General features: G+C 39.6%; 12 protein-coding genes. 3 read left to right on the top strand and 9 right to left on the bottom strand.

The features are described 5' to 3' along the window. Positions 1 to 8: 8 nt before the first annotated feature. From menA to ABDZ97_RS10345, 4 genes are all read right to left on the bottom strand, one after another. On the bottom strand, positions 9 to 914 hold the full coding sequence (gene menA / locus ABDZ97_RS10360) for a 1,4-dihydroxy-2-naphthoate octaprenyltransferase (protein WP_343787286.1): 906 nt from the start codon (positions 912 to 914) through the stop codon (positions 9 to 11). A 63-nt stretch (positions 915 to 977) separates the two neighbouring features. Continuing rightward, on the bottom strand, positions 978 to 1583 hold the full coding sequence (locus ABDZ97_RS10355) for a Maf family nucleotide pyrophosphatase (protein ID WP_343787284.1): 606 nt from the start codon (positions 1581 to 1583) through the stop codon (positions 978 to 980). After that, the gene (locus tag ABDZ97_RS10350; RefSeq protein WP_343787282.1) at positions 1558 to 3279 is read right to left on the bottom strand and encodes an ABC1 kinase family protein; all 1722 of its coding nucleotides are present in this window, start codon (positions 3277 to 3279) and stop codon (positions 1558 to 1560) included. The genes ABDZ97_RS10355 and ABDZ97_RS10350 overlap by 26 nt, the downstream gene beginning before the upstream one ends. A 2-nt stretch (positions 3280 to 3281) precedes the next feature. After that, positions 3282 to 3662, bottom strand: coding sequence for a hypothetical protein (locus ABDZ97_RS10345; protein ID WP_343787280.1), 381 nt, complete (start codon positions 3660 to 3662; stop codon positions 3282 to 3284). Between the two features lie 135 nt (positions 3663 to 3797). On the opposite strand from ABDZ97_RS10345, the gene ABDZ97_RS10340 reads away from it, so the two are divergent. Together ABDZ97_RS10340 and ABDZ97_RS10335 are read left to right on the top strand one after the other, a co-directional pair. Then, positions 3798 to 4199, top strand: a complete 402-nt coding sequence (locus tag ABDZ97_RS10340) for a CBS domain-containing protein (RefSeq protein WP_343787278.1) — start codon at positions 3798 to 3800, stop codon at positions 4197 to 4199. An 81-nt stretch (positions 4200 to 4280) separates the two neighbouring features. Beyond that, a complete protein-coding gene (locus tag ABDZ97_RS10335) occupies positions 4281 to 4946 on the top strand; it encodes a DUF6962 family protein (RefSeq protein WP_343787276.1) in 666 nt (221 codons plus the stop codon). A 20-nt stretch (positions 4947 to 4966) separates the two neighbouring features. Here the strand turns inward: ABDZ97_RS10335 and ABDZ97_RS10330 are convergent, their stop codons facing one another. From ABDZ97_RS10330 to ABDZ97_RS10310, 5 genes are all read right to left on the bottom strand, one after another. After that, the gene (locus tag ABDZ97_RS10330; RefSeq protein ID WP_343787274.1) at positions 4967 to 5896 is read right to left on the bottom strand and encodes a transglycosylase SLT domain-containing protein; all 930 of its coding nucleotides are present in this window, start codon (positions 5894 to 5896) and stop codon (positions 4967 to 4969) included. A gap of 90 nt (positions 5897 to 5986) precedes the next feature. After that, on the bottom strand, positions 5987 to 7141 hold the full coding sequence (alr, locus tag ABDZ97_RS10325) for an alanine racemase (RefSeq protein ID WP_343787272.1): 1155 nt from the start codon (positions 7139 to 7141) through the stop codon (positions 5987 to 5989). After that, a complete protein-coding gene (locus ABDZ97_RS10320; protein WP_343787270.1) occupies positions 7138 to 8268 on the bottom strand; it encodes an amidohydrolase in 1131 nt (376 codons plus the stop codon). Before ABDZ97_RS10320 ends, alr begins: the two co-directional genes overlap by 4 nt. A 2-nt stretch (positions 8269 to 8270) precedes the next feature. Further along, entirely contained in the window at positions 8271 to 8708 is a 438-nt protein-coding gene (locus ABDZ97_RS10315; protein WP_343787268.1) for a GNAT family N-acetyltransferase, read from the bottom strand. After that, positions 8705 to 10135: a sodium:solute symporter family protein gene (locus tag ABDZ97_RS10310; protein WP_343787266.1), complete on the bottom strand. Its 1431-nt coding sequence runs from the start codon at positions 10133 to 10135 to the stop codon at positions 8705 to 8707. The genes ABDZ97_RS10315 and ABDZ97_RS10310 overlap by 4 nt, the downstream gene beginning before the upstream one ends. 364 nt (positions 10136 to 10499) lie before the next feature. Here ABDZ97_RS10310 and ABDZ97_RS10305 point away from each other — a divergent pair, with 364 nt between their 5' ends. After that, positions 10500 to 12686 carry a glutamine synthetase III family protein gene (locus ABDZ97_RS10305; RefSeq protein ID WP_343787264.1) on the top strand — a complete coding sequence of 729 codons (2187 nt, stop codon included), beginning with the start codon at positions 10500 to 10502 and terminating at the stop codon, positions 12684 to 12686. Positions 12687 to 12808: the final 122 nt, after the last annotated feature.

Genomic DNA, 12808 nt, shown 5'->3' with positions numbered 1-12808 from the left:
TACTATTTTTAGATTAAAATCCAGATACTGATGAGTAGGGAAAAGAAAAAAGTGGAAAGTGCTACTTTTTTCAACTCCGGGTCAAGTTCTCGGGGTTGTTGGTTTTTCATTACAGTTCGCAAATGCGGGAATAATATAACATATACTAGTAACCCGAATAAATAACCGGGTGTGGTCGTCAAATAGGAAAAAAGTAACAGTAAAAGAACAGGGGTAATGATAAGAAAAGCATGGTATTTCTTTGCAAGGTTTCCTCCTATTTTTACAACTAGTGTATTCTTTCCACTTGCCTGATCATTTTCAATATCACGCATATTGTTTAAATTGAGTACTGCAGCGCTTAACAAACCAATTGCACTTGCCGGAAGCAACACCAGATTGTCCCATTGTTTTGTCAGTAATACAAATATTCCCCCAACGCTAAGTAAACCGAAGAATAAAAACACGAAAAGGTCTCCGAGACCAAGATAGCCATAGGCCTTTTTACCAACTGTGTATGTGATCGCTGCAAGTACGCAAAGTAGAGCTAGTACAATAAAAATCCAGAAGAGGGAAGGAGGCATGCCCCTGGTTCCCAACCACGCCAAAGGAAGTCCGGTAGCAAGAGAAAGTAAGCTAAATAGAATTACTGCTTTTTTCATTGCTTTTACAGAGATAGCTCCGGACTGAACGGCTCGCTGTGGACCGACTCTGTTCTCATTGTCGGTACCTTTCATCCCATCTCCCAAATCATTTGCAAGGTTAGAAAGTACCTGCAGGAAAATAACGGTGGAAAGGGCCAGTATGAATACTAAACTATCAAACTTACCTGTATCGTATGCAAGCATTGATCCCAATAAAATTCCGGAAACGGATAACGGAAGTGTCCGAAGCCGAAAAGCAGTTATCCAGTTTTTGATAGATGATGTTTCCATAAACAGCAAAAATAGCTGTAATGTTTGAATTATTTATTGGAAAAGCATGAGATTCGGAAGAAGTCAGAATGTTTTCAGTTCTTCTATGAGATCGGCAACAGGAAGCCCAACAACATTCAGATAAGAACCTTCAATACTTAGTACGCCAATCGTTCCGATCCATTCTTGAATACCGTAAGCACCAGCTTTATCAAGAGGGGAATAATTGTCAATGTAATATGTAATTTCATCGTTACTCAGTTCTCTGAAGGAAACAGTAGTTATACGTTGAAAAGAATGTTGTTTTTCTACAGAAGAAAAGGTTACCCCTGAAATCACTCTGTGTGTGTTTCCTGAAAGCTTTTTTAACATCCGAAAGGCATCCTCTGAATCGGATGGTTTACCCAGAATTTCTCCGTGCAATTCAACAATTGTATCCGAAGTGACAAGTACGTCTCCTGCAGAAAGAGTAGGTATAAGAGGAATAGCTTTTTTTTGAGCGAGGAATACGGGAACTTCTTCAGCGGAAAGAGATTCGGGATAAGTTTCGTCCACATCCTGCGTACGTATTTCTACCGGAAGTCCGATTGAACTGATTAACTCTTGTCTGCGTGGTGATTTGGAACCTAATATGAGTCGTTGTATTGTCATTTTGTAATTGATATTATTTGTTCCACCCTTTCCAATCATCCTTATCTCCTTTGAAGATGTCCCGAATCATGCCTATTCCCAGAAGTCCGGCAATAGATAAACCGATAATTCCCATGATCGAAATATCGTTATACAACGGATGAATAGAGTTGATAATAAATAAAGTGGATCCGATTATCAGTGCAGCAATAATAATGGATGAGATTAATTGTTTTGCTATCCTGTGGAAAGTATGTACCATTGGATCGATCCCTTTGTGTGTGAGATCGGCTTTAATTTGTCCTGAGTTTATTCTGCGGATTGCGTTTTTAATATCTCTGGGGAAGTCTTCAAGGTAATTGGCAAATTCAACAAAGGAATGCAACGCTTTCTTTGTGAGTTTGAAAGGATCATACTTTTTTCGGATCACTCTTACCATAAATGGCTTGGCAAGTTCCACAAGATCCAGTTCAGGATCAAGATGCTCTATAACTCCCTCAATAGTTACCATTGAACGAGCTAACAGGAAGAAGTGACCGGGTACTTTTAAACCATGATCAATAACAATATCCCGGATTTCGAGCAATACTGTACTCATTTCATTCTGGTGAAGGTTGCGTATGGCGTAGCTTTGGAGGAATTCGTGAACAGAAATTTCCAAAGCGTGCATATCACTGATGGGAGCATTTCCGGATAAATCCTGTAAAATGCGAATAATAGCTCTTACCTCATGATCTTCAATTGCGATGAATAATTTCCCAAGTAATTCAATATCACGGGGAAGGATGCTGCCCATCATACCATAATCCAGAAAACAGATATTACCGGAAGGGACGACAAGAAGGTTTCCCGGGTGTGGATCAGCATGAAAAAAACCATATTCGAACACTTGCTTGAAATACGAAATTGCTAGTTTTCGTGCTACCCGTTTTGTATCGTGCCCCGACTCACGCAAGCGTGAAACATCAGATATTTTAATGCCGGAAATAAATTCCATTGCTAAAACTTTCCCGGTAGTGAATTCTCGGAAAACTTTTGGCGATCGGGTGATGCCCCGGTCTTCGGGATCATTTAAGATATTGGCGTGGAATCTTTGGATATTAATAGATTCCCTGATAAAGTCCAGTTCTTTGCGAATACTGTTTTCAAAATTCCGTACTAATCCAACGGGGTCAAAATGTTTGACAGAAGGAACTCTCCGTTCAATAATATCAGCAATTTTATACATCACTTTGATGTCTTCTTCAATCATTTCACTGATTCCGGGGCGTTGAATTTTCAATGCTGCCCGTTCCCCGGTTTTCAGGGTTACTTTATGAACCTGAGCCATCGAGGCACTGGCGAAAGATTCCGGCTCAAACCAGGCAAATAGATCCTCTACAGGAGCGTTCAATTCACTTTCTACGACCTGTCTTGCAATTTTACCGGGAAGGGGAGGTACATTGTCCTGAAGTTCTTCCAGTTGCGTAATAAGTTCAGCAGGAAGCATATCCGGACGATTACTAAGGATTTGACCGAATTTAATGAAAGTTGGCCCTAATTCCTCACACAACAAGCGCATACGCTCGTACTTTGAGTACTTTTTTGCACTTTTAATTACTCTCTTTGGGAGCAATTTTCTAATAAAGCCAAAACGTTTTTCGTCTTCTAGGTAGGAGACAAGATCCTCAAAGCCGTATTTAACAAAAACACGTAAAATCTGATTGTAACGGCGGATTGCTTTAAACCGCCTGATAATAGAACCGAACAACCACATGTTTATTCACTGATTTTTTTCTCAAGGTGATTAATTCGGGCTTCGGCAAGTGCAAGTTGCTTATTCAGATCTTCAATTCTCAAATTCAATTCATTGATCTGTTCAACGTGTGCAATATTCATTTTTTGATAAAGTGCGGCAACTGTTTCTTCAACTTTCTGATTCATTTCCTCTCGGGCTTCATGTGCTTTCTTAAGAAGTTTATCAATAAATTCCAATTCATTACCTTCTTCATCCAGAACAGGTTCAGCGACAAATTCATTTACTTTATCCTTTCCTTTTTCCAGAAAACTTTTAAGCTTTGACATCATTTGTTCATCCTGTGACAGTACATACAGGTTGGTAGAAAGAGTCATGAGTTCCAAAAATGTCTTTGCCTTCATACTTTATCGGTTTATCTCTCAAAAATAAGGATTAATGAAGAGAAAAAACTGTTATTTGTCATGAAAATGAAAAAGAAACGGGTAGTTTTGTTCCCCATTGTGACTGAAAGTGTAAATTTGAGAAAAAATTTAGCCATGAATTTGAATGACTCCGTAGCAACTATTATGACTTCTGATGTAGTAACTATTGCTTCTGATCAGAAGTTGTTAGATCTAAAACGAATTTATGAAAACCAACGATTTCATCATCATGTTCCGGTTGTTGACGGTCACAAAGTTTCTGGAATAGTTAGTTTGATCGATTTTATGCGGGTTGTGAGTGGAGCAAGTCTGGATGATGACGAAACAGTATATCATGATACTACTGTCGCAAAGGTTATGAGTCCACGAGTTGTAAGTTTGCCCAAGACAGCAACTATTGCAGAGGCCGCTGGGATTTTAGGAAGGGGAGAAGTAAGGTCTGTTCTTATCCTGGATGGCGAAAAGTTGGCTGGAATTATAACAACGGCAGATATTATCCGTAATTTGGTTAAGTAACTATTTGGCAGTCAAATTGCTGAAAATCGAATAGAGATTCCTGATGTGGTCCGCAAAAGTTTTTCTAATTTTGCGCCGCTTATGATGGATAAAATAGAGTTTGTACTTTTCGGTCTTGATTTATTGGAACCTATGGCTTTTGTCACAAATATGTTGGTGATGCTAAGCTGTTTATATGGTTATTACAGAACAAAGAATGTCGATTCTGCTTTTGGGCGTTACTGGCGTTTATTCTTTATCAGTTTTGCCTTAGCCTCTTTTTTCGGAGGGTTATCCCATGTGTTTTGGAATTACTGGTGGTTTTATGGAAAAATTCTTCCATGGTTTTTTGGTGTTGTTTCTACTTCTTTTGCAGCATTGGCTATGTTGGAAGCCCGAACAATTTCACCAAAAGCTAAGTCAAGATGGCAGATGGTTATTTTTTTGAAAGCACTTCTTGTTCTGGTATTGGCTTATAGTCAATGGTCGTTCTTATTTGTCGCTATAGATACGATTCTTACGCTTCTTGGTTTTGCCGGAATTTATGGAGTTACGGTAATGAAGCAAGGGTATCCATCGGTAAGATTTGTAGTATACGGTGTTTTGGTACTTTTACCCTCCGCGTTTATTTTTCTTTTAAAATATGATCTTCATCGCTGGATGAACAGAGAAGACCTTAGCCATATATTAATGGTTATTGCTATACAACTTTTCGCTATTTCTGTACTGAGACATAAAAAATCGGTTACAAGAACATCGCTTGGGTAATTATTCCAAAGGATTGAATATTACAGAGTAATCAGCATTTCGTTCAATACAAGGAAAGAAGCGAGCGCAAGCTGTGAGTAATTCTGAGAAGCATTTCCGAATCTTCCTGCCTTGGTCTGCCACATTTGAGTAATGAGATCCTGTCCGCCTTGTGTAGGCTGTATAGCATTAACTACCTGAGAAACATTCCCTGATCCTGCGTGGTAGATATGAAGAACAAACAGACGGAACCAAAGATCATTTTCATTGTAGGATAAATTATGTCCGTTCAGGATGCGTTTGGCTTCGGGAATACAAATGTTCTTAATCAGTTTTCCTGCTGCCCAGGCTGATTTTTCAAAATCTTTTCGTTCATCAATAGCTCCATTTACGGTTAAGCCCTGCTTGATAGCTACAGCTTTCATTAACTGAAAAGGACCATACGCCCCCACATTCGATTTTGCCAGTTTCCCGGGACTTTCGATCATAAGTATTGCTTGTGCATACCACGGATCTACACCATTCTGATTAAAAACTTCTATTCCTTTCGAAATACTTGGGATAACTGCGTTAAAATGGTAAAAATCATTTTTCCCGGTGGTCATAAACACTTTTTCTTCGGCAGCCATACCGCGTTCAGCACGAATGGAGTCCCGATAAATATCTTTTTCATCTTCACTTTTTTTATCCCAGTCTGCCAGACTCATTACGGCAATGATCTCTCGTGTTGCTCCTATATTAATGACACAGGAGTCCGGCGAAAGACGCATGATTTTTTGCCAGAATTTAGGTTGGGCCAATTCGTTCCACTTCTCGGACTGAATACGACCGGGATTCACGAAACAAAACTCAGAAGTGTCTGAAAACGAGCAAATAGATAACAGTTCATCTTCCCAATGATAGTTATCCATATCCTGAGAGATAGAGATGAAAGGTAAAAAAGTAACTATTGCCAGAAAGTATTTAATCATGGTTCTTCGTTTGTTTGAACTAAAATAAGAACAAAAATCATTCCGGTTACAAGAAATCTGACAAATTCTCCGCTGAATCAGGTCAAAATATCAATAGACTACACGACGTGGGATCTCTTCAGGGAGTCGTGTCAGTAATTCATAATTCAACTGATTACTAAGTTCTCCGAAAGAAGCGACGGATATTGCTAAATCTCCCTGATTTCCGATAAGAACGACTTCGTCTCCTTTTTCTATTTCTGGAGCATTTGTAATATCTACAATCAACATATTCATATTAACAAGACCCGTAACATCCAGTCGTTTGCCCCGGATAAGTACTTTTCCCTGATTGCTTAATGATCGGCTGAACCCATGCGAATACCCAACAGGGATAGTTGCTATTTTCATGTTTTTTTCAGCCAGTACACTTGTTCCGTAACTGATAAACTCTCCTTCACGCACATCTTTAACTCCCATCACCCTGCTTTTCCATGATATTACCGGATGGAGTGGGTTTTCGTGGCTTTGAACCTTTGTGAAGTGTTTCATTTGTGTCTCACGGTTTGGCCAGAAACCATATTGCATGATACCAACACGAACCATATTGTTAATAGTTGACGGGTAATTAATAATGGCAGCAGAGCAGGCGAGGTGCTGATAGTCAAAATTCAGGTTTCGACCGAGAAGAAATTTCCTGAATTTGGAAAAACTTATGATTTGTTGCTTAATCCGGAAATAGTTGGCAATACTTTCCGCTCCTGCAAAGTGCGTACAAAGACCTCTGAGTACAAGGTGATCTCTATTTTCCTCAATGATAGAAACAGCTTGTAAGAGATCGGAGGAGGAGAAACCTGTCCGGTTCATTCCTGTTTCCAGCTCGATATGGATGAATGCCTTTTTCCTGAGTTTTTTGGCACATTGGATGGCATGCAGCAATCGATCTGTATCATAAACAAAAAATTCCACCTGCTTATTAACAGCCCATTCCAGTTCTTCATCCGAATCAGCAACTCCCATAATCACAATGGTACTATTTCCGTCACTTACTTTTGATAACCGATAGGCTTCGTAGGCGCTAAATACCGAAAAGTGATTGATTCCGCACGTTTCAGCTAAAGGAGCAAATGATTCAATTCCATGACCATACGCATTTCCCTTTATTACAGATGACAATTGACAACCGGATCCGATTTGTTCCCGGATAAAAGAAATGTTTTTTCTGTAATTTTCAGCATGTAATTCGATATGCGAAGTCTGTTTCATTCGTTCGTCACTTTTTGGATTAATGAGGTGAACATTTGTACACCTGTTTGAATAATTGTGTCTGGAAAGTCGTAGTCGGGATGGTGTAGCGGTGAAGTATCCTTACCGGCTCCTAATCCGAACATAGCTCCTTTGAATTTCTGAGTAAACAGACCAAAATCCTCTCCCCATGAAAACGGAGCAGGTTTATTGATGTAATTGAATTTATTATCGGTTGCCGCATTTTTTATCAGTTCAACACAGGTGCTGTCGTTTTCATTGGCAGCAAATTCTTCCAGAAACGAGAAAGTAGCCTGCATTCCAGTATTTTCCAGATATTGTTCGGTGATTTGCTGGATTTTTTCAGTGATTTCGTCCGTCTTTTTATTGGAATAGGTGCGAATGGTAAAGTGTGTTTCCCCTTCTCCCGCACTGGTTCCGTATGCCTGAGAACCTATCCGTGTATAAATGGGGGTTACAATACAAAAGGCGCTTTCTTCGGATGCTGCGTCTGAATTTAATTGAAGTACACGCTCTATAATTCCGGCAATATTCCGTGTCGGATTTTTTCCTTTTTCTGGTTCGGCTGCATGCGATGTCTCTCCCTGTACCCGAATAATCATACTGATCACGGAAGGTGTAAACGTATCTTCTTTACAAATGATCGTGTGTTTTTCAAACCCGGGAACATTGTGCAGTGCAAAACAATAATCAGGGAGTTGCTCCTGAAATAATGGATGTTCAATCACACTTCGTGCACCTTTACCGGTTTCTTCCGCAGATTGAAAGAGTAGTGTGACAATCCCGAACTGAATTGAATGTTCCGAAAGCCATTTCCCAACTCCACAAACAATTGCCATGTGTCCGTCGTGGCCACACAAATGAGCCACATTTTCAAAAACGGAGCTGTATGGTTTGTTTTCCGTTTCCTTTATGGGGAGAGCATCCAGTTCGCAACGAACCAAACAATGCTTCCCTTCTTTTTTTCCAAAGAACCTGAAAGCAACTCCCGCTGCATTCAAATCGATTGTTTTACAATCGGGAAGCTGGTCAAAAAACGCAATGATTCGTGCTTTTGTATTTTTTTCTTCACCTGAAATTTCGGGATGTTTATGAATCAGATGTCGCAATTGTACGAGTTCGTCCATAATCAGGATCTTTTCAAACGCATTTCAAGATAAGGATTGGTAAAACCAAACTTTTCATACAGGAATTTTGCCGGATTGTCTTTTTCTACGTGGAGAGCAATATCTCCTTTACAATGATCAGTTACTAATTGCATAAGAGCTTTTCCGGTACCTTTTCCTCTTTGATTCTGGTGAACAGCAATGTAGACTAAAATGTTTTCAGGGATATAACCATGCATCCCGGTGTGGTTAACAATAACTGCTCCCACAATAGAACTGTCTTCCTCTGCCAGATAGATGGCGCCTCCGCGTCCTGGTGTAAAGACATAGTCTATGCATTTTTGGATATCTTCTTTTTCATCACCGTATTGATCCAAATGAGTATACAGAAAATCTACAATTTTTTCATCGTTGAAAGTTTCGTGTTTTCCCGTTTCCGGTGTAATTACATGTGTTTTCATTTACTAGCTATTAAATTTGTTTTTTTATTATAAATACTATGAATGGTAGCGTAAGTAAGCAATGAAATAGTGAGTCCGATAACGTTAATATCCAGTTCGTAAGGAAGTGTCACATTAGCAAGGTGAAGTATAACGGTAGACCCACCACCGGCAAGCATAGCTGAAAGGGCTGCTGCAGAATAATGTTTTTTGAGAAAAAGTATGCCTAATACCGGAATAAATAACCCGGATACCATAAAAGAATAGGAGAGGAGCATGAGTTCCAGTACACTCGTCATCTGTACGGCTATGAATACTGCCAGAAAACCTAATACAAGTGTTGACCATTGTGAAATCTTTAGAATTGCATCGTCAGAGAGTTTTACAAATTTCCCCAGTAAGTCTGTAACAAAATTACCACTTGCAGCCATGAGACAACTGTCAGCTGTTGACATGATTGCAGAGAAATAGGCTGCCATAAGTAATCCCAGGAGTCCTACAGGTAATACTGTTGCGAGAAGAACAGGAAGTCCCAGTTCAGGATCAGCTCCATCCAATCCGGGCAGAAGTTGTTGTTCAAAAGCAGCCCGGGCGATTAAACCTAATGAAACCCCGAGCAATGCCATGATCGGCCATTCAAATAATCCGGCGATAAACCATGCCTTTTTTGCATCTTTCTCATTGCGACAGGCAAAAATACGTTGGTACAGGGTCATCCCAATAAACCAGATTGGGATGATAATAATACTCCAGTTGACTACCTGACTCCAGGATATATTATTGAAATTCAGAAATTCGGGGGGAATTGACGCTTTTATGGCATCGTAACCACCTACGGCATAATAGGCAACCGGTAATCCGATAAAAAGTAATCCGGCCATTAGAATGATCCACTGTATTGTATCGGTAAAAATTACGGCTTTCAGTCCACCTATCGCTGTATAGACCACTGTAAAGACTCCCATCGAAACCAGTAGTGTTGTGAAATCAATTTCAGGAAATGTAGCAGAAGCCAGTTTAGCACCGGCCAGTATTTGAGAACTGGTAAAACCTAAATAACCGATAAATGAAATTAGGGCAGCCACAAGAGCTGTTCGGGCACCATAATAATGATTAAAGATCTGCGGAAAGGTGAGTAAGTTAATCTGTTTGGTAAGTTTACTCACTTTGGGGATTAGTAAAACAGCACTTACCCAGGCCCCGATAAGTCCTGTGAAAAGCATCCAGGAACCGGAAATTCCCATTGTAAAACCCAGACCTCCTAACCCGATGGAGAACCCTCCTCCAACATCTGTTGCTACGACCGATAGTCCCACGTGCCAGCTGCTCATTTGGCGACCACCAACAAAATAATCATCTACGCCTTTGTTTTTACGGTAAAAGAAGAAACCAATAAATAACATGATGAGCGCATAGATGATAAAAATAATCAGATCTATTGCATTCATAGTAGTATCGGGTTTATATGTTTTGAATAATTGTTTGTATAAGAATTTAATAAGTAATGTTTCAAAAACATAAGTTTATACATGTTATTTTAATGATTTGTTTGTACAGAAACAAAATTAGTAAAAAACAAGGGGATGACAAAATAGAGTGGGGAGGTAGTCGAAGCGATGTTCTAATTATAAAGTATTTTTGATTTTTCACATATTTTGATATTGACCTGATTTTTTAGGGGGTGATTTCTTTAAATTATTGTTTTTTTATGATTTGAACATGTTTTTAATGGGGGTGTGTTGAAAAAAAGTGTATTTTTTGACTTGACTTGTGTTTAAACTGTTGTATTTTTGTCTGGTAAATACAAAAAATATGTCATCATTTAGAAAAGCGGCTTTAAACGATGTACTTCATCGAGTTCCCAAGCCATTTAATTTCGAAGGAAAAATTTCCGAGTTGTTTGGTCAGAATGTTTTTCACGCGGAGGTAATGCGTGAATTCCTTACAGAGGAAGCGTATGATTCAGTTATGGCGGCTGTTAATAATGGTGCCAGCATTGATCGAAAGATCGCGGATCAGGTTGCTTCTGCCATGAAGGATTGGGCTATTTCCAAGGGGGCTACGCATTATACTCACTGGTTTCAACCATTGACAGGTGCTACAGCAGAGAAGCATGATGCTTTTTTTCACCCGCTTTCGGCTGGTAGAGCGATTGAACGTTTTTCAGGTGACTTGTTGGTGCAACAGGAACCGGATGCTTCATCCTTTCCAAACGGAGGGATTCGCAATACTTTCGAAGCAAGAGGGTATACAGCATGGGATCCGTCGTCACCTGCATTTATTATTGGTAAGACACTTTGTATTCCGACAATTTTTATTTCGTATACAGGTGAGGCGTTGGACTATAAAACACCGATGATTAAAGCGCTTGCCGCTATTGAAGATGCAGCGTTGCAAGTGTGTCAGTATTTTGATAAAAACGTTACAAAAGTAAATACAACCTTAGGTTGGGAGCAGGAGTATTTTCTTGTTGATAAAGCATTATTCAATGCGCGTCCTGATATTATGATGACAGGAAGAGCGTTGTTCGGACACGCTCCTGCAAAAGGACAGCAATTGGATGATCATTACTTTGGTTCAATTCCGGATCGTGTTACTGCGTTTATGCGCGACTTTGAAATTGAAGCGATTAAGCTTGGAATTCCGGTGACAACACGACACAATGAAGTTGCTCCTAATCAGTTTGAGTGTGCTCCGATGTTTGAAGAGGCAAACCTGGCAAATGATCACAATTTGTTATTGATGGATTTGCTGGAAAAGATAGCACGCCGTCACGACTTCAGAGTATTATTGCACGAAAAGCCGTTTAAAGGACTTAATGGTTCGGGAAAACATAACAACTGGTCTCTTTCGACAAACACAGGAGTAAACTTGCTGCGTCCGGGTAAAAATCCGAAAAGCAATATGCAATTCCTGACATTCCTTGTCAATACAATTGCAGCAATTAACGAAAATGCAGATTTGTTGCGTGCAGCTATTGCTTCGGCGTCAAATGATTACCGATTAGGAGCAAATGAGGCGCCTCCGGCTATTATTTCTGTATTCCTTGGATCACATCTTTCCAAAGTTTTAGATGATCTTGAAAAGAGTATCAAGGCTGGGAAAATGACACCGGAAGATAAAACCGAGTTAAAACTGAATATCGGAAAAATTCCTCAGATTTTACTGGATAATACGGATCGTAACAGAACTTCTCCTTTTGCTTTTACAGGAAATAAGTTTGAATTCAGAGCGGTAGGTTCTTCTGCGAACTGTGCTTCAGCAATGATTGCTTTGAATGCCATAGTTGCCAAACAATTACGAGAGTTCAAAATGAACGTGGACGGTCGTATTAAGAAAGGGGAGAATAAGGACGAAGCCATTCTTAAAGAATTACAGCGTTTGATCAAAGCTTCGAAAAAGATTCGTTTTGAAGGGAATGGATACGGAGATGAATGGGTGAAAGAAGCAGAGAAAAGAGGACTTTCAAACCTTAAAGATACGCCAAGAGCAATAAAAGTATTGACGGACAAGAAGACACTTTCATTGTTTAGCGAATTGGAAATTTTAACACCTGTTGAATTACATGCCCGTCAGGAAATAGAATACGAAGCGTATGTAATGAAGGTACAGATTGAGGGGCGTGTAATGGGAGATTTAGCACAGAATCATTTGATTCCTGCTGTTATTGAGTACCAGAACCGACTCATCAATAATGTTAAAGGAATGATTGAGGTAATGGGGGATAAAGAGGGGCGCGAGTTATGCGCTACGCAAATTCTTCTTATCAAAGACATTTCCCGTCACCTGAATAAGCTGAAAGAATTGGTGGATACCATGCTTCAGGAACGCAAGAATGCGAACAAGATTGAGGATATGGAGAAACGAGCAGAGGCGTATTGTGATAAAGTAAGAATCCATTTTGATGAAATCCGTTATCATGCAGATAAGCTGGAATTGCTTGTGGATGATGAAATCTGGCCACTTCCAAAAATGAGAGAAGTTTTATTTACGAGATAAAATGAGCTGATAAAAATAAAAATCCCGGGAGTTCTCTTCCGGGATTTTTTATTCTCCAGTTTTCAAACGTTATCTCTCCTTTTCCATGAATTCCAATTTCCATTTAACCCGCTAGTGCGTTG

This window comes from Wandonia haliotis (assembly GCF_039523435.1).
GTDB lineage: Bacteria > Bacteroidota > Bacteroidia > Flavobacteriales_D > Crocinitomicaceae > Wandonia > Wandonia haliotis.
The sequence above is the reverse complement of the archived record's forward strand: the minus strand, read 5'-3'. Positions and strand labels throughout refer to the sequence as shown.